Below are 19670 nucleotides of genomic sequence, written 5' to 3'. Positions count from 1 at the left end.
TGAAAGGGCGCTTTATAACAATTGAGACAATCAGACGGACTGCCGTATTTTAAAAACGCAGCACCGCCCCGATTCCCAACAGGTCAACGTGCTGACCATCGAAGAATATCCGCTTGATGCGCACGGCGGCGTCAATATTACCCGTCACGCTGTAGCTGGCGCCCAGCCCCAACAGAGGATCCGTGTCCCCTTTCAGGTCTGGATTGATATCCGCGCCGCTGAGCTGGATATCCCCTTCCCAGAGGTACAACCCGACTTCCGCCGACAGGGTTATACGCTCTCGCACCGGCCACAGAAAGCGGTTCGCCAGCGTCCAGCCACTGCCGCTGACGGGGTAATGTTTCTCCACCGCCCCTTCGAGCGTATCAGCATCCAATGCGGATGCGCTCATGCTGACTTTCACATTACCCAGATCCAGGAAGCCGATTTCCGCCGCCAGATACTCATGGTAGCGATAGCCGGCCAGGAACTGATAGCCGTAACGGGACACATCATAATTGTTGAGGCTGACTGTTACGTCCTCGCTTTCCAGGCCGTTCTTGAAGTCTCCCGCGCCCTGAGAGCCGCTGACATGATAGGCGCCAAATTCCAGATACCCTCGCTCTTTAAGTCTGGCTTTCATCGCCTCCCAATCCGCCGCCTGACTGTTCCCGGAGGGCGTCAACAGGATGAGCAACATGACCGCCATTAAAGTTGGACTTTTGCGCGTATATCGCCAAGACAGCAGCGTCAGACTCAAGAGCATTAGCAGCAGGGTCCCGTTGACGGAACCGCCTCCAGAGCCGCCGCCTTCACTCTCGATGTCGGTCGACGTGCGTTTATCCACGGCGACGACGCCTGGGTCTTCCACAGATCCGTTCACCAGACCGTCCGCATCGTTGGGGCCGCCGTCTTCAATGGTTAACTGCACGCAGTAGTAGCCTTCGATCAGTCCGCTCTCCCAACTATCATCTCCCGGAGGAGGACAATACCCAGGATTGCCTGGCGCCGAGTGCAGCTCGTTGTCCGTATCTACGACGAAGGACTCCCAACGGCTATTCTGGAACTTACGATAAACGCCATCGGCGGGCAGCGCGGCATCCTGCGGCAACACAATGCGAACGCTTTGTCCCAGCGTTGGCAAGTCATGGATCTCGAAGTCAAAGATGCCGCCAATGGGTTCAAACAACCCGTCAGCGCTGATATCCGGTTGCGACATCAGGTCATCCTGCTCCAGACGCACGCCGCCGTTACCGCCCAATATGGCGAACTGTCCCAGACGGCAACGTACGCCGGGGTCGCACTCAACCAGATAAGAGGCCGTTTCCGAAGCAACTTCCGGCAACACATTGGGGGCGGAGATATTATCCAGATACTCAGGAATACCATCATCGTCCGTATCTGAGGTGCCTTCGGTCTGATCGTCCACGCCATCGCCATCGGTATCCACATCCGGTTCCAACGTCGGTAGCGCATCCACCACCCGGAAGTAAAGCTTGATGGAATCCGTCGCGTTCGCGGAGTCGGCGACGGTCAGTTGCACTTTATAGCGGCCCGCAGTCAGCGATGAGGGGCTGAATACCAGTTGGTTATTACTGGTATTGCCGTCGGTATCGCTCAATACGTTGTCGGTGGCGGTCCAGTTATAGGTGTGCGTGTCGCCCACGTTGGGATCGGTCACTGTCGCCGTTACCGTTACTGCGCCGCCATCCGGGGTCACCTGTATGGTGTCCAGGCCTCCCTGACGCAAGCGCAGCGTGACATCCGGCGCGACATTGCGCTCGACGATGGTGATGACATGACGTATCTTCGCCCCGCTATTGATATCGTAGATATTCGGATCATCCGGGTCATAGCCGTCCGCCAGATCTTCCGCATTGGAAGTGCGGTCATCCAGACGAATCATCAGCCGCTCATCATTCTCAGCAACACTGTCGCTGGTCAATAGGATGCTGACGCTCGCCTCCGTCTGTCCGGTGGATCCCGGCTTGGTGAAGATCACTGAGCCGTTGACCAGGTTATGGTCACTGCTGCTCGCCGTGCTGGCGCTATCGATGACATAAGGCACGCTCAGCGGGTAGAACGGCGACTGGCCGTTCAGGATCACTTTGAACAGAACGGTCGCCCCTTCCACGCTGATCTGATCTTTATTCACCGACACCAGCGGCCGGATATTGACGATCTGCTGCGCTGTACCGACATTCCCTTTACGGTCCACCGCACGATAGGTCACCAGATTCCGCCCAGGCGGCAGCAGAACAGCGCCATTGCTGAGCGCGGGAATCCGAGTATTACAGCAGCTGTCGCCATCCACGTTATCGCTGGCCAGCACCGTCATGACGCTCTGGACCTCAGAATCCGTCGCAGAAGAAGGCAGGTCGAGCAATTGCCGTTGCGTCACCGGCGTGAACAAGGCCACCGCATCCAGCACCAGCTCCTCCGGCGCGACCACCACCGGCGCGGTGGTATCCAGATAATCTTCCGCATCCGTGGGGTTGGTGCCATCCACTGACTCCTGATAATTACTGATGGTGTCGCCATCCAGGTCGCCATCGGCGTCACTGGCGTCGAGCGGATCCAGACCGTTGGCGATTTCGAAGCTATCGCTCATACCGTCGTTGTCATCATCGGTATCCACCGTGTCGGGATCGCCGTCACTATCCGTATCCAATTCCACCAGGATACTGAATGCGGTCAATGAGCTGCTGCCGCCGCCGTCGGATACCGTCAGCACAATGTTGCTGAAAGTACCCGCCACGGAGGCCGCGCCTGTGAGCGCGCCGGTGTCCGTATCCAATGACAGCCAGCTCGGCAAATTGCTGGCGCTTACGCTCATGGCGTCTCCTTCCACATCATTGAGGGTGGGCGTAAAGCTGTAGCTTTCGCCCTGCACCACACTGGTGGTTGGCGTACCGGTGATCGTAGGTGCGTCATTGACCGGATTCACCGTAATACTGACGATAGCCGCGACAGAGTCGGCGCCTTCATCATCCGCCACCATATAGGTGAACGTATCCGATCCATAGAAGTCGGCGCCCGGGGTATACGTCAGAGTCCCGTCGCCGTTATCCACCAACGCTCCGTTGCTGACGTCCGTCAGAATAGAGATGGACGTTACATCGATGGTTCCGTCCACATCACTGTCGTTGGAAACGACATTCAGCGACGTGGGCGTATCCTCATCCAGGCTGTAGACGTCGTCATTCGCCAACGGACTATCGTTCACCCCCTGTACCGTCAGCGTGACGGTTCCCGGCGCGGACCACTCGCCCAGGTTATCCTGCACCCGGTAGGTCAATGAGTCGGAGCCGTTAAAATCGCTATCCGGCGTATAGATAATCGCCCCGGTTGACGTATTGACCGACGCGCCACCGCTGGTCGGCGCGGTGACCACTTCCACACTGGAGGCGACCAGTGCGCCGTCGACATCGCTGTCGTTACCCAGAACGTTGATGGTGTGGGCGACGTCCTCCAACAGCGTGGCGATATCATCAGCGGCGACGGGCGCATCATTCACGCTGTTCACCGTGATGGTGACCGTGGCCGCATTGGAGGTGCCGTCAGAATCATCCTTCACGGTGTAAGTGAAGGTGTCGCTACCGTTAAAGTCCGCAGTGGGCGTATAGGTAATCACGCCAGTCGTGCTGTTGACGCTGGTGGAGCCATGCGTCGGCGCCGTCTGTACCGTAACCGTCGTGGCGTCGACCACGCCATCGACGTCACTGTCATTATCCAGCACATCGATATCAACGGAGTTGTCCTCATCCACGGTGGAGGTGTCGGCGGCGGCGGCCGGTAAGTCATTGACGCTGGTCACGTTAACCGTCACGGTACCGGCGGCGGACATGGCGCCATTGCTATCCTCGATGGTGTAGGTGAAGGTGTCCGTTCCGTTGAAGTTGGCGTCTGGGGTGTAATCCACCTGCCCGCTGTTCACCACGGCGGAACCGTCGCTGGGTCCGGTCACAATCGTAATCGTCGAGGCATCAACCGCATCGCCGGTATCCACGTCCGTGTCATTGTCCGCCACATCGATGGAAACCGGGGTATCTTCCAGCGTGCTGGCCAGATCAGCTACGGCAACAGGCGCGTCATTGACTGCATTAACCGTGATCGTGACCGTCGCCGCACTCGACGCCAGGCTATTGTTGTCCTCCACCGTATAGGTGAAGCTGTCCGAACCATTGAAGTTGTCATCCGGCGTATAGGTAATCACCCCGGTGCCTGTATTCACGCTGGCGCTGCCGTTTGACGGGCCGCTGGCGACCATCACGCTCGCTGCATTCAGGCTGCCGTCTTCATCTGAGTCGTTATCCAATACGCTGATCGCAACCGAGTTATCCTCATTGGTGGAATCCGAATCATTGGCGGCCGTCGGCTGTAGATTCGTGGTGGTGAAATTCAGCGTCGTCTTATCAGAAATACCCGCATAACTGTTGCCTGCGGCGTCTTCCATCGCATCCGCACCGATCTGTACATAGTAATCGTGGGCGCCATCAAGATTCGCAACCAGGGACACCGTCACCACGGCGCCGCTGATGCTCACCTGTCCTGAATCACTGTCGTTGCTTTCCACCAGACTGTCGTCATCGGCGTCATAAACAGCGATCGACAAGTCTCCGCTGCTACCTGCCGCCACCGACTCGTTGAAGGTCAGGGTCAGATCCGTGTCGTAACGCGCAGAGGTGGAGCCATCCGCTGGACTGCTGCTGCTTAACTGCGGAGCGGTCGTGTCCAGAGTCGTCGTGTCGGAAACGGCAGTCGCGGCATTGCCGGCCGTATCGGTGAGAACCACCGATAGCGTCAGCGCACCATCGCTCAGCCCGCTGACATCAATGCCGGTAATCTGATCCGTGGCCGTCGCCAACGTACCGGAGCCCGTGACATTGGTTCCACCGCCAGAACTACTGATGGTGTAGCTGTAATCCGCGCCGACTTCGCCGCCAGCAAAAGTGAAACTCTGGCTACCGGCTTCAGAGCCATTGATCGTGGCGTCGTCGAAGCTGACGCTATGACCGCTGGGCGCGGATGCATCCAGCGTCGCAGTATCCGTGACCGCTGTCGCCGCATTCCCAGCGGTATCCGTCACCACCACAGACAGGGTCAGGGTTCCATCGCCCAGGCCGGAAAGGTCTATGCCGGTAACTTGGTCCGTCGCCGTCGCCAAAGTTCCCGATCCCGTCACATTGGTTCCCCCGCCGGAACTGCTCACGGTATAGCTGTAGCTGGCGCCGACTTCCCCACCAGCAAAGGTGAAACTCTGACTGGTCGCCTCCGCACTGCTAATCGTGGCGTCGTCGAAACTGACGCTATGGCCGCTGGCCGCTGTGGTATCAAGAGTGGCGGTATCCGTGACGGCTGTCGCCGCATTGCCTGCGCTATCGGTCACAACAACCGACAGAGTGAGCGTACCATCGCCCAGTCCCGATAGATCGAGGCTGGAGACCTGATCCGTGGCCGTCGCCAACGTACCGGAGCCGGTGACATTGGTTCCGCCGCCAGAACTACTGATGATATAGCTGTAATCCGCGCCGACCTCGCCGCCAGCAAAGGTGAAACTCTGGCTCGACGCTTCGGTTGCGTTGATGTCGCTGTCATCAAAGGCCACACTGTGGCCGCTTGCTGCGCTGGTATCCAGGGTCGCCGTATCGGTGACCGCCGTCGCCGCATTGCCTGAAGTATCGGTCACCGTTACGGAAAGAGTCAGCGTACCATCGCTCAGCCCGCTGACATCAATACCGGTTATCTGATCCGTGGCCGTCGCCAACGTACCGGAACCCGTGACATTGGTTCCGCCACCGGAACTACTGATGGTGTAGCTGTAATCCGCGCCGACCTCGCCGCCTGCGAAGGTGAAACTCTGACTACTGGCTTCAGAGCCATTGATCGTGGCGTCGTCGAAACTGACGCTATGACCACTGGGTGCGGTTGCATCCAGCGTCGCGGTATCCGTAACGGCTGTCGCCGCATTACCGGAGGTATCCGTCACCACCACAGACAGGGTCAAGGTTCCATCGCCCAGACCGGAAAGGTCTATGCCAGTAACTTTGTCCGTCGCCGTCGCCAACGTGCCGGAGCCCGTGACATTGGTTCCACCGCCGGAACTGCTCACGGTATAACTGTAGCTGGCGCCGACTTCTCCTCCGGCAAAGGAGAAGCTCTGACTGGACGCCTCCGCGCTGTTAATCGTGGCGTCGTCGAAACTGACGCTGTGGCCGCTGGCCGCTGTGGTATCAAGCGTGGCGGTATCCGTGACGGCTGTCGCCGCATTCCCAGCGGTATCCGTCACCACCACAGACAGGGTAAGGGTTCCATCGCCCAGGCCAGAAAGATCTATGCCGGTAACTTTGTCCGTCGCCGTCGCCAACGTGCCGGAGCCCGTGACATTGGTTCCACCGCCGGAACTGCTCACGGTATAACTGTAGCTGGCGCCGACTTCTCCTCCGGCAAAGGTGAAGCTCTGACTGGACGCCTCCGTGCTGTTAATCGTGGCGTCATCGAAACTGACGCTGTGGCCGCTGGGGGCGGCAGTATCTAGCGTTGCGGTATGAGTGACCGCCGTAGCGGCGTTGCCGGCCGTATCCGTCACCACCACAGACAGAGTCAGCGTGCCGTCACCAAGTCCCGATAGATCGAGGCTGGAGACCTGATCCGTGGCCGTCGCCAACGTACCGGAACCCGTGACATTAGTTCCGCCACCGGAACTACTGATGGTGTAGCTGTAATCCGCGCCGATCTCGCCGCCTGCGAAGGTGAAACTCTGACTACTGGCTTCAGAGCCATTGATCGTGGCGTCGTCGAAGCTGACGCTATGACCGCTGGGCGCGGATGCATCCAGCGTCGCAGTATCCGTGACGGCTGTCGCCGCATTCCCAGCGGTATCCGTCACCACCACAGACAGGGTCAAGGTTCCATCGCCCAGGCCAGAAAGATCTATGCTGGTAACTTTGTCCGTCGCCGTCGCTAACGTACCGGAGCCCGTGACATTGGTTCCCCCGCCGGAACTGCTCACGGTATAGCTGTAGCTGGCGCCGACTTCTCCACCAGCAAAGGTGAAGCTCTGACTGGACGCCTCCGTGCTGTTAATCGTGGCGTCGTCGAAACTGACGCTATGGCCGCTGGGGGCGGCAGTATCTAGCGTTGCGGTATGAGTGACTGCCGTAGCGGCGTTGCCGGCCGTATCCGTCACCACCACAGACAGAGTCAGCGTACCATCGCCAAGTCCCGATAGATCGAGGCTGGAGACCTGATCCGTCGCCGTCGCCAATGTGCCGGAGCCCGTAACATTGGTTCCGCCACCGGAACTACTGATGGTGTAGCTGTAATCCGCGCCGACCTCGCCGCCAGCAAAGGTGAAACTCTGGCTACTGGCTTCAGAGCCATTGATCGTAGCGTCGTCGAAGCTGACGCTTTGCCCGCTGGGCGCAGTTGCATCCAGCGTCGCGGTATCCGTAACCGCTGTCGCCGCATTACCGGAGGTATCCGTCACCACCACAGACAGAGTCAGAGTTCCATCGCCCAGGCCGGAAAGATCTATGCCGGTAACTTTGTCCGTCGCCGTCGCCAACGTACCAGAACCCGTGACATTAGTTCCGCCACCGGAACTACTGATGGTGTAGCTGTAATCCGCGCCGACCTCGCCGCCAGCAAAAGTGAAACTCTGGCTACTGGCTTCAGCGCTATTGATCGTGGCGTCGTCGAAGCTGACGCTATGACCGCTGGGCGCGGATGCATCCAGCGTCGCAGTATCCGTGATCGCTGTCGCCGCATTCCCAGCGGTATCCGTCACCACCACAGACAGGGTCAGGGTTCCATCGCCCAGGCCAGAAAGATCTATGCTGGTAACTTTGTCCGTCGCCGTCGCCAACGTACCGGAGCCCGTGACATTGGTTCCCCCGCCGGAACTGCTCACGGTATAGCTGTAGCTGGCGCCGACTTCTCCCCCAGCAAAGGTGAAACTCTGACTGGACGCCTCCGTACTGTTAATCGTGGCGTCGTCGAAACTGACGCTATGGCCGCTGGGGGCGGCAGTATCTAGCGTTGCGGTATGAGTGACTGCCGTAGCGGCGTTGCCGGCCGTGTCCGTCACCACCACAGACAGAGTCAGCGTGCCGTCACCCAAACCAGAGAAGTTCAATCCAGTAACCTGATCCGTCGTCGAGGCTAGAGTTCCCGATCCCGTCACATTGGTTCCACCGCCGGAACTGCTCACGGTATAGCTGTAGCTGGCGCCGACTTCCCCACCAGCAAAGGTGAAACTCTGACTGGACGCCTCCGTGCTGTTAATCGTGGCGTCGTCGAAACTGACGCTATGGCCGCTGGGGGCGGCAGTATCTAGCGTTGCGGTATGAGTGACCGCCGTAGCGGCGTTGCCGGCCGTGTCCGTCACCACCACAGACAGAGTCAGCGTGCCGTCCCCCAAACCAGAGAGGTTCAGTCCAGTAACCTGATCCGTCGCCGAGGCTAGAGTCCCTGATCCCGTCACATTGGTTCCACCACCAGAACTGCTGATGCTATAGCTGTAACTGGCCCCCACTTCGCCACCGGCAAAAGTGAAGCTCTGACTGGAAGCTTCCGTATTGTTTATAGTGGAATCATCAAAACTGACGCTGTGGCCACTCGGAGCCTGATTATCCACAGTGGCATTCGTTCCGTCGGAAGTTGTGGCGGCATTACCACCATTATCCGTTGCCGTGACGGATACATTGAGATTGGAGGCCTGGATAGAACCTGCTGTAATCGTGTAGGTCGCCGTCCAGGTATCGCTGGAGTTGCTCGCAGCCACTGCACTGCCTCCACCGAAGGAGGAGAAATTCACCGTCACGCCGGAGATAGTGTCACTGTTATTGTCGCCTCCGCCAGTGTTGTTCCAGGTGGCGGTGACCGTATCACCGATAATATACGCACCACCGCCGCCTGATGCGCCGGAAATGCTGATATTGGCATCGGTCACTGTGGGAGCCTGGTTATCCACAGTGGCATTGGTCGAATCATTGGCGAGATTAGTGTTACCGGCATTATCCGTTGCGGTAGCGCTCACGTTCAGGTTACTGCTGTCAATCGCCCCGGATGTAATGGTATAGGTAGCCGTCCAGGTGTCACTCGAATTACTGGCCGCAACCGACGCGCCTCCACCGAAGGCCGAGAAGTCTACGGTGACACCGGAAATGGTATCGGTGTTGTTATCCCCTCCCGAAGTATCATTCCAGGTGGCGGTCACGGTATCACCGATAATATAGGTACCGCTTGTTCCCGAACTACCAGAGATACTTAAACTGCTGTCACTGATGGTCGGTGCAATATTGTCCACTGTGGCGTTGGTTGTGTCAGCCGTAGTACCGCTGACGCCGTCCGTATCCGTTGCGGTTACGGATACATTTCGGTTGGTATTGTCGACCGAACCGGATACCAGGGTATAGGTTGCCGTCCAGGTATTGCTGGAGTTGCTCGCAGCTACCGTTGAACCACCACCAAATTCTGAGAAATCAACCGTGACACTGGTGATATCGCCGTTATTGTCACCGGCCCCGGTATCATTCCAAGTCGCGGTCACGGTGTCGCCAATGATATAGGCGCCGCCAGTACCGGAAGCTCCCGAAATGCTGATGTTTCCAGCGGTGATCGTCGGCGGCACAATACTCAGGGTCACATCATTGCCGGTGCTTCCGACATAACTGACGGTCAGGGGCTTGCCATTCAGCGTGGTCGTAGCATCCCCTTCCGACAAACCATTAAAGGTGCTGCTGACGGAATCGCTGGCATCGTTGTTGATAATGACAAAACTGTCGCCGCCACTGCCGCTATGGGTACCGATAACACTGAGAGTCCCCCCTAGTGTGACCGTGCCGCTGACATCATATTGATCGTATGTCGCGCCTGCGGTGGCGCCGTTAATACGGGCGACCAGGGTTCCGCCAGAGTTGAGAGTTAAACCAGACTCAAGCGTCATCGTCCCGGGCGAAGAGCCAAGTTGAATCGTACCGCCGGAGTTGACGACCACCAGACTGGAGAAGACACCGGGCCCCTCCAGGGTCGCCCCGCTGGAAACCGTGACCAGGCTGGAAACTGTACCACTGACAGCCACACTACCCGCCGATACGTTGAGCAAGCCGGTATTGGTGTTGGTGGCGGACAAGGTCAAAGTACCCGCGCCGGCTTTGGTGGGGCTTCCGGTACCGCTCATCACCCCGGAGAGCGTGACTGCGTTGGCGTTGGTAATGGCGCCGTTGCTGGACCCTATGCTGATGGCGTTATCGATTGTGCCGGTGCCAGTCACCGTGAGGCCACCTCCGTTGAGGGTGATGGCGCCCGAGCCGATGTTGGTGTCATCCGAGATGCTCACAACACCGGCGGTGATGTTGGTCGTACCCGAATGGGTTTGACTGCCCGATAAGGTGAGGGTGCCCGCCCCGTTCTTGGTCAGCCCACCGGAACCACTGACCACCCCGGACCAGGTGACGTTGTTGGCGTTGCTGAACGTGCCGCTGGAAGCGACCAGGTTGTTGCTGATGGTCACGTCGGAGCCGGTCACCGTCAGCTTGCCGCCACTCAGATTGACGGTGCCGGTGCCCAGGTTGGAACCGTTGGTAATGGAGACGTTACCACTGGAGATGGTGAAGTTACCGCTATAGGTATTGGCGCCGCTCAGGACCAAGGCCGCGGTGGTGATCTTCTCCAGATCGCCACTGCCGGAAATCGCCCCTGAGACCGTCAGCGTATAGTTGCCGCCTCCGCCATAGATGTGGAAGGTGCCACCGGCCGCGCCAACGACAAAGTCGTTGTCTACCGTATCCGACTGACCGCTGGAGCCACTGGCCAGGAAGGAACCACCGTTCAGGGTGATGGTGCCGGACGGCAGGAAGTTGTCATCACTGATATAGAATTTGCCTTCCGTAATGGTGATGCCCCCACTGGACCCGGCCTCGTTGTTACTGTTGGTGGGACTCATTTGCCCGGCGCCGGCTTTACTCAGGTTGGCGGTGCCGGACAACATTCCCGACAAGGTCAAATTGTTCGCGTGGCTGATGGTGCTGTCGGCCGCCAGGTTTATGGAGTTGTCGATCGTACCTGAGGAGGTGACGACCAGGGCGCCACCATTCATGACCAACTGACCCGAGCCCAGATTGCTGTCGCCTGCAACGCTGATGGCGCCACCGGTAAAGGTGGTAACGCCGCTGTAGGTCTGCGTGCCCGACAGGGTCACCGTACCGTCGCCGGTTTTAGTGAGCGCTCCGGTTCCGCCAAATGCTGTACTGATACTGGCGGTATCGCCCGTATCGTTATCCAGTGTCAACGTCACACCACCACCCAACGACAGGCTGCCGCCGGACAATGTCATACCTGTCGCCTCACCCAGATCCAGAGTCAGGCTTTCACTCAAGCTCGAAGCAGAACTAGCTGATACTGTTTGTCCCGCGAGGCTACTGTCGACGATTAAAGTCTGAGTACCAGAGCCGTCCGCTGCCGCGATGGCAATGGCCTCACTGAAACTCACACCATCAGTGGCATCGATACTGGCGGTGTCAGTGGTATTGGTAATGTAGATGGTATCAGAGGTGACGGTGACATCAGCCGTATCTGTACTTGTCCCGTCACTCAATGTAAAACGAACCGTGGCATCCCCTGCCGGTGTGTCACTGCGATAGGTGATGTGCCGAGCAACGTCCTGCACTAAGGCTGTAGTCGCGGCGGTACTGGCACTGTTGAAACTGATCGTCAGTGTGCCATTGGTATTGGTGAAGCTGGCGAAGGTCTGCCCGTCGCTCAGCAGGTTACTCCCACTGACGGTGAATAACGCGCCTGAAATGTCAAACCCAAAGACATCACTGGTAACGGCACTGGGGCGTTGGACTGTCAACGATCCGCCGGAGTAATCACCATTGCCACCGTTTAAGGCATCCAGTTCAGTATCACTGACGGTCGCATCACCACCGGAATCCAGAGTTACGGTGCTGCCTACGCCAGCCCAGGCGACACTGTCTCCAGTCAGGTTGGATATTGAGGGTGCGGTGTTCGGTGCTTGCTTGTTGTCAACCGTAAACGACTTGACTCCCATTACCTCGTATACGGCAGGGCTACATCCACTGCCATTTACTTTAAAGTGGGTAATTTGGACTCCGCTAAGGTTGGTTAATGTTGCAGAGTTCGTAGACCCGCTCCAGGTTATAGTGTCTGTAACAGTTCCGCCGCCAGCCTTGTAACCGACAATAGACCCACCGCTGCAGCTATTACCGCTATCTGCGGTATAGACCAGTGCAGTCAACTCAAAAGAATAAACATCAACGTTGTCAGCGGTAAAAATCAGAGCGCCCGAGGTGTCACCATCGTTACCTGAACCTGTCTGGTAGGACAAATAAAAACCACCCTCAGGGCGGCCAGCACTATAGGCATATACGTTTTCAGCTGAACCACTCGCCTCACCAGTAAAAATAAGATCGCCATCTGTTGATGTATGCGAAGGTTTTGAGTTGAAACAAGAGCTTGAACAAAAATCACTCGTGACATACTGCTGTGGCGCCAGGGTGGATGAAAAATCCTTAAGCGCAATGTCACTGAACGGTTGCTCAGTTTCAATGTGTCCGCGCTGAATTTCCAGTTCCCAATCCCCCCCCAGATTCTCAGCCCCGGTTAAGTCGTTGGAAGCGGCCACATCCACATGGGTATTGCCGGAAATGAGTTCAAGCAGGGCTTCGCCTTTCTCTCCACTGGCAAGATTACAGCCATAAAATAAAAGGTCCCCTCCCTCCCGTATGGAATTGTTCAACGTATTAAACAGGGTAATTTCATCATGGAGTTTTTCGGCGGTCAGAACGTCGTGGCCCAGCATCACCTGCCCGTCACTGGCATGGGAGACAATATGAACCGCCGCCAGATCAGAATATTGCGCTAACGCCTTTTTCAATTGCTCCAGACCGGATTCACCGGTGTCAATCTCAACAATCTGGACACCGGGCTTCAGGCCCTTGTAGAGCGCACTCCTGTCCTTTACCGCACTGTCGAGAATAACCAGCTCATTCACGCTTTGTCCCTGGAACAATTCCAGATCCACAGCCTCTGTTGAGGTTTCATGCTGAGACTTTGATTTAACAATTCCCTCAGACGGATAACGCCCCAATTCGTTCATCAATACCGAACGGGGTTTTCCATAACCACCATAGCCGGCAGAACGAAGGTAATTGCCTCCGTATCCCACACCGGCCATTGCGCTCATGGGTAACAAAAAAGTTAACAGCCCGTTGAACACACTGTTATTCATAGCATTACCTCAATCCCCTTTGCTTGGAGCCGCTTTCCTGGGGACAATCATGTGTGCCGCCGTTCCCTTGGTGTCCTGCCAGAAATCCATTTCCTGGTATTTGTTGAATAAGTCGGGGGGCAAAATGGAACGCCTGGGTTTGAAAGAAACTTTGCGCTTCACGGTGTGCAAACCACGTGCACCCAGATTGGCGTCAAACTCGCCTTCTTCATATTCAACATTATCGAAATCATGGTCGATGCAGGGCTCTCCAATAAACTGATACAGGAGCTCAAGCGTCTTATGTGGGTGTTGGGTGAGAATGTCGTAATCGATCAAGATAAGCTGTTCAGAATATTCTCCATAATAGGCTTCCTTCAGAGCGGTCCAAGCACTGCCGACAATACCGGTCGCACTCATTTGGGCCTCACAGCGGGAATACACTGTCAAACGCGTGGCGGGTGAATACATCTTGCTATAGTCGAAAGGGTTCTTGCGATAAATGCACTCAAAGCTATCCGCTATCCAGGCAGGATTGCGGACACAGCATATAATTTTGAAGTCGTCAAAAAGTTCCACCAACTGGTGCATTCTGGCCGTCCAGTGACGGTTGGTATCAAAGATCACACTCTTGTCTTCATACTGCCGGTAATAGGCATTAAAGACGGAACGGCATATATCCTTACGCCGGTGCTCGTCAAAGAACGTATAAAACTCGCTGCCCGCCCCCATCAGTTCAAGATTGGATTGCATCAGGGCAGCGACTGGACTACTCATTGCCGCATGAAAACGCGGGTTCTGCCGAAGGATGCCCGCTAACAGAGTGGAGCCTGAACGAGGAAGCCCGGAGATAAAATGAAATACAGACATCAGTAATGACCTCGATGGAAACGAGTTCCTTCGTATCGACGCCTCTTCAAGAACTCTATCGGGGAACCAGAAAAAGGGCTCCGCGCAAGATCGATAGTCTCATCTCCATACAGGTGGTTGACTAACATCCGATTTGGGGAAATGGGATTCACCATCAACTGTGACCTGATTCAAATTGATCAGAGCTGAAATTGAGTCGTTGTCCGCCAGCTCTTGTCATTTCCCTCAGATATCCTGGGGGAGCAGGGCGAATGGCGTCGAAGGGCGACTTCCGCTCTTCGTCAATTGAAAGGAATTCTTTTTCGGTAACGCCGGGAAAGGGCTTGAGGGGATGACACTAGCGTTGGTTGAAATTCGCCAACTGACTCTCCTCATCTGCCGGTGTGAGAGGATGGATAAATAAAAAAAGCAATAAAATAACAGGGATAACAACGCAAAATAAATTGAGTCTCCACTCACCAATATTCCCCCTGTATATCGCCTGCCTATGAACATCAATCCATTTTCCTTGTCTGTCCTCAGTCCTGCGTTGTTAGTGAGTATAGTTCATTGAACTTTTTTACAAGGCTAAAAATTGAACTGCTTTAATACATACCACCACTTGGAGCGACAGTCCCTCGGTAAGGTGGGTGACCTTTGCGACGGAGGTATGGGAAAGCGCAAACGAGTAGAGGAAATTAAGAATACCCCCTACAGGATCTGTCGCGGATCATTGACGATTGCCTGATTCTGAGGGAGGGCCCGCCTCATAGTGTCAGCTTATTTACCAAGAGGCCCCTCGCCAGATTTGGAAAATGGGCCCGCTCACGCCGGTTTGAAATCGCTTCAGGAGCAAACACGGCGCACGCATCGCCAGCGGTCAAAACGAGACCTCCTTGCTGTACAAAAAAAGGTCTACTAGGCTTCTGTATACGGCCCGCCTCCGCATGCGGACCTGTTTTGCTGTTGTGTACTCAAGCAGCATACCTTCCTAACCGGCGCCCCACGCCTCAGGTATGCGCGTACAAGGATCAAACAAGGAGCCGCTTATGGAACCCTATCTCGGACAGATCAGCATGATGGCTTTTAACTTTCCTCCCAAAGACTGGGCTTTTTGCAGTGGGGATCTCCAGCAAATCAGCCAAAACCCAGCGCTTTTCGCCCTTATCAATACATATTATGGAGGGGATGGCAGAACGACCTACGCTTTACCGGACTTGAGAGGCCGAGCGCCAGTACACCGGGGCTGGTTATCCCAGTACGAATATACCCTGGGACAGAATGAGGGGACTGAGACCGTAACATTAACTGAAAGCACATTACCCCGGCATACTCACACAGTTTACGCCTCATCGGAAGACGCCGATAAAGGCGGCCCCAATGACCAGCGCATATTAGCCGCCACTCCTGACATCTACCGTCCGCTCACCAATCCTGTCCCCATGAATTCTAATGCTGTCGGCATGACTGGCGGTACTAGTAGTGGAGATACAAAGTCCTTCCCAAACATACAGCCTTCACTGGCGATAAACTTCTGCATTGCTATTTCAGGCTACTTTCCCCCGCGCAACTAACGAGGGTTGCAAGTATGCTTACTTTATCGACCAGCTCGATCAGTAAAGACCATATTCCCCACGGTCAAACTTTACTCTTGAGCCAAGCGCGTCTTCAGAAACGGAGGTCACAAGCATGTCAATGCCTTTCATCGCCGAAATAAGAATTTTTGGGTTCAACTACCCTCCCCGCAGTTGGTCATTTTGTGATGGACAAATCATCCCTATTGATGAAAACCAAGCCCTTTTCGCCTTGATAGGCGATATATATGGCGGCGACGCCAGAGTGACAATGGGGCTCCCCAATCTTCAAGGGCGCAGCCCTCTTCAAACAGGTAAAGGCCCAGGCCTTACTCAGTACCGTTTAGCAGACTATGGTGGATTGCCAGAGGTTCAACTCGCAACAGCACAGATACCTTATCATACACATACCCTGTATGCCGCCAGACAAGCAGGAACAACCCCCGAGCCCAGTGACCAGCTGTTCGCCTATCAGGCCGGGGACGCACAACCTGACTACAAACAGCCGCCCCTTGGAGATCTAGAGGCCATGTCTCCAGGAATGTTGACGTACACAGGCCTGAGTTCAATGGTTGAAAATCGTCAGCCTTTTTTGGGTCTTTCATTCTGCATAGCCCTAGAGGGAATTTTTCCACCGCGAAACTAGAGGCTCAGCATCTTTCGTCATAGATATTTCGCATACGTCGATACAGAGACCGCGGCAGCGGACAAGGAGAGGAGAAAATGGCAGAGTCATTTCTAGGTGAGATACGTATTTTCGCAGCTACTTATGCGCCATATAACTGGAGCTTTTGCGATGGGCAGGTATTGGCGGCCTCGCAGCAGGCCGCTTTATTTAGCTTACTGGGGTCTTACTATGGCGGCGATGGACGCACCACTTTCGCCCTACCGGATATGCGTGGCCGTCTTCCTTTGCACTTTGGACAAGGGCCAGGACTAACCCCCTACCCTATTGGAGCCAGAGTCGGCGTCGAATCAGTCACTTTGACGATGGAAAATATGCCGCGACACACCCACACCCTTATGGCGTCAAATGACGCCGTCACTACGGATATATTTCCCGCAAACCAAGTGACCGGCGTTACTGACCCCACGGCTCCGTTTTACACAACGACTGGCAATATAACGTCCCTGGCGTCAGAGTCCGTGGGATACGCTGGGGGGACTTCAAATCAACAGACCTACCCGCATTCCCTCATGATGCCCTATTTAGCGTTGAACTTTATAATTTCGCTCAAAGGCACATATCCAAGTCGCAATTAACCAAAGGAATGTGGAGCTATGTCTGAACCATTTATCGCAGAAGTCCGCATATTCTCGTTTGCTTTCCCTCCTGCAAATTGGGCGTATTGTGACGGACAATTAAACACTATAGATCAAAACCCAGCTTTATTTTCTCTTATTGGAACCCTCTACGGAGGCGATGGAAGAACTACTATGGGCTTACCTAATCTTCAATGCCGAAGCCCGTTGCACGCTGGGACAGGTTTAGGTCTGAGCCCTCGCCCATTATCCAGCTTTGGAGGACTTCCCTACACAGTGCTTGATGAGATACAAATTCCCCGGCATACACACGCCCTTATGGCAGTTGCTTCCCATGGGACAACCCCTGAGCCGCAAAACCAGCTATTCGCCTATCAAGGGGGCGACCCTCAGCCTGATTACAAGCAACCTCCGTTGGGCGATCTCGCGCCGATGCATCCTCAAATGCTTGCCAATACGGGCAATAGCAGTGCGCTCGAAAACCGGCAACCCTTTTTGACTCTTTCTTTCTGTATCGCGCTGGACGGCATTTATCCACCAAGAAACTAAAACCGAACCAGATAAGGGCGCTATGCGCCCTTCTTGATAACTCTCGCCAAAAATCAGGCTCGATAACCGCTATCAACCACCTACTTTGTAACTGAACACCGACTCATACAAATAGCAGTCGTCTTTTTCCGCGACGGGTACGATAAAGATATCGTGCGCGCCGCAGTTATCGTTCTTAACCGCGCAGGTTTGCTGCGGCATCAGGCCCTTGTCTTTTCCCGCCTTGAAGATGACCGAGAAGCTTTCAAAACCGCCTCCCAGTTCTTTTTTATCCGATACTTCCACCAACGTTAACTCCAAAGGCGGCTGGCTGGAATCATAAGTGGCGTAGAAAGTTTTATCTTGGTTGGATTGAAACTGGTCGTGGGTAAACATCGGCATCTCCCTGCTGAGTTCTATTGAGGTATAACCAGATTGCAGGCGCAGATTAATGCGCGCGCCAAGTAAGTATAGACAAACTAATGAAAGCGGGACCGACTCAATACACTCCTCGTTAGAGAATGTCTCGCGGGAGCAGACATAACTTGATAAATCAAAAGGTTCAGGTCTATGCTCAAGTAGCGGCTGTACCTTCTTTGACCGGCCCACATGCAGTACGTGGACCTCCGCCAAATCCCCAATATGGAGGAAACACATGGAAGCCATTACAAGGGACGATGTGGTTATGCATAGCGACAAACAGGTTTCCTGTACTGTCGATCAAGGTATTGTCGTCATGAGCGTCAATGCCGGTGAGTTCTATGACTTGAACCATTCCGCGTCCGCCGTCTGGAGGCTATTGGACTCTCCTACAAAAGTGTCGACTCTGTGCGATCGCCTTCGTGAACGATATAACGTCGACTCCGAGCGCTGTGAAAAAGATGTGCTCAACCTGCTCAATCGTTTGCAGGAAAAAGGCGTCATCAAAGCGCAAAAATGAACAACTTAAAAGAACAACCTTCTCGCCTCTCCTGCAGTGTGGCCAAATTCAATTGAAATAAAGGGTATTTACACTATGGACCAGGAAAACGAAGAAACTAAAGTTAATGAAGAATGGGAAACACCTGACTTCACTGTCATGGACGCCAATCAGGCTCAAGGCTTAGTTGGTGATGGAGCTGATGGAGGCGCCGGCGGAGACTCTCGCTCCTAGTCTCAGCCACCGCTAGGCGTCGCTTAAGCTGTAGACGCCTCAAACTCTGACGCCGCTAGCACATCAACGATACTAATCGCATCCGATAGCAATTTAGGGCGCTGCAAAGAATAAACGGGCGTCACGCCAGCTAGAGCCGCGCAAGCGCTCAGCAACATTTGCAATTGCTCATGCGAAACCAGAAACACCTTCCTAAAGCAGTGCTCAAATAATCCAGCTAATGCCTCCTGAGGCGTTAGCTGCCGCAAATTCAGCTCCCGCCCCTCTTTCAGGATATAAATTTTTTGCACAAACGCCTTTTCTAAGGAGAAATTACGCCGCGCCGGAAAGCAGTGTTTGATCCTGGTATTAAAGGGTAAACGAGGATAATTCTCAGCCGTTTCCCCCATAGTCAGCAATATTTCCGGCGATAGCTTAAGTCTTGGAAAACCGGGGTATAAACTGACGTCACTCCCCTCTAACGATAATGGACAAATATCATCACTCAGAAGATCATAGCCCTTATGATAGAAGAGCCCCGCCATACTCGATTTTCCCGCAGTCTTATGACCGCAAAACAAGAGCGCGCCTCCGTGAGGTAAGCGTACAGCGGAAGCATGCAACACAAGGCGCCTGCGCCATTGTAATATCGCCCCTAAACACGACCCCAGTACGTGAGCGAAGATACTCCAACTTTGCATTGATTCCGCCGGTGTCACGACTACGCGCCAGGAACGCACCCAGAAACGTCCCCCCTCATCGTCAAATATCAGCGCTTCACTTTCGTTAGCCTGATAGCGTTTTCCTTCTTTTACCACCTTTTCAAGTCGCAATGGCGTCACTCCCCAAACGACTGACAGATCAGACCCATCTCCGCCTTGCACTAGCCATGGAAACTCAAACTCAGTCTGTATTTGCAACCCATATACTTGGTAGTAGTACATTCAGTCTCTTCCCTTAGAGCTCCCTTTAATAAGGAGGCTTTTAGTCTACGCTTATAATTAAAAAGATGACTACTACCCATAATTGAGACATCTCTAATAAAAATGTATAGCCGCAGATGCTTCAGGCCACAAGGTGGCTCCAGTTGCAGATTAGTTCAGCGGATAAA

10 protein-coding genes are annotated in these 19670 nt (G+C 54.9%); 6 read left to right on the top strand and 4 right to left on the bottom strand.

Annotation, left to right across the window (positions count from 1 at the left end):
- Positions 1-49 precede the first annotated feature (49 nt).
- Positions 50-13234 carry a tandem-95 repeat protein gene (locus tag O5O45_RS29960; RefSeq protein WP_305902924.1) on the bottom strand — a complete coding sequence of 4395 codons (13185 nt, stop codon included), beginning with the start codon at positions 13232-13234 and terminating at the stop codon, positions 50-52.
- Between the two features lie 9 nt (positions 13235-13243).
- Positions 13244-14083: a sulfotransferase family protein gene (locus O5O45_RS29955; RefSeq protein ID WP_305902923.1), complete on the bottom strand. Its 840-nt coding sequence runs from the start codon at positions 14081-14083 to the stop codon at positions 13244-13246.
- A gap of 1028 nt (positions 14084-15111) precedes the next feature.
- Between O5O45_RS29955 and O5O45_RS29950 the strand changes: the two genes are divergently transcribed.
- From O5O45_RS29950 to O5O45_RS29935, 4 genes are all read left to right on the top strand, one after another.
- Positions 15112-15636, top strand: a complete 525-nt coding sequence (locus tag O5O45_RS29950; RefSeq protein ID WP_305902922.1) for a phage tail protein — start codon at positions 15112-15114, stop codon at positions 15634-15636.
- A 115-nt stretch (positions 15637-15751) separates the two neighbouring features.
- Positions 15752-16282, top strand: a complete 531-nt coding sequence (locus tag O5O45_RS29945; RefSeq protein WP_305902921.1) for a phage tail protein — start codon at positions 15752-15754, stop codon at positions 16280-16282.
- A gap of 77 nt (positions 16283-16359) precedes the next feature.
- The gene (locus O5O45_RS29940; RefSeq protein ID WP_305902920.1) at positions 16360-16899 is read left to right on the top strand and encodes a phage tail protein; all 540 of its coding nucleotides are present in this window, start codon (positions 16360-16362) and stop codon (positions 16897-16899) included.
- 18 nt (positions 16900-16917) lie between these two features.
- The gene (locus O5O45_RS29935) at positions 16918-17448 is read left to right on the top strand and encodes a phage tail protein (protein WP_305902919.1); all 531 of its coding nucleotides are present in this window, start codon (positions 16918-16920) and stop codon (positions 17446-17448) included.
- Positions 17449-17520: 72 nt separating this feature from the next.
- Here the strand turns inward: O5O45_RS29935 and O5O45_RS29930 are convergent, their stop codons facing one another.
- Positions 17521-17823 carry a DUF6916 family protein gene (locus O5O45_RS29930; protein WP_305902918.1) on the bottom strand — a complete coding sequence of 101 codons (303 nt, stop codon included), beginning with the start codon at positions 17821-17823 and terminating at the stop codon, positions 17521-17523.
- 259 nt (positions 17824-18082) lie between these two features.
- Between O5O45_RS29930 and O5O45_RS29925 the strand changes: the two genes are divergently transcribed.
- The gene (locus tag O5O45_RS29925; RefSeq protein WP_305902917.1) at positions 18083-18367 is read left to right on the top strand and encodes a PqqD family protein; all 285 of its coding nucleotides are present in this window, start codon (positions 18083-18085) and stop codon (positions 18365-18367) included.
- A gap of 75 nt (positions 18368-18442) precedes the next feature.
- On the top strand, positions 18443-18580 hold the full coding sequence (locus tag O5O45_RS29920; RefSeq protein WP_305902916.1) for a hypothetical protein: 138 nt from the start codon (positions 18443-18445) through the stop codon (positions 18578-18580).
- 23 nt (positions 18581-18603) lie between these two features.
- Here the strand turns inward: O5O45_RS29920 and O5O45_RS29915 are convergent, their stop codons facing one another.
- Positions 18604-19503: a hypothetical protein gene (locus O5O45_RS29915; RefSeq protein WP_305902915.1), complete on the bottom strand. Its 900-nt coding sequence runs from the start codon at positions 19501-19503 to the stop codon at positions 18604-18606.
- Positions 19504-19670 lie beyond the last annotated feature (167 nt).

It is taken from the genome of Hahella sp. HNIBRBA332, assembly GCF_030719035.1.
In the GTDB taxonomy this organism is placed as follows: domain Bacteria; phylum Pseudomonadota; class Gammaproteobacteria; order Pseudomonadales; family Oleiphilaceae; genus Hahella.
This window is presented reverse-complemented; position numbering and strand designations above follow the sequence as displayed.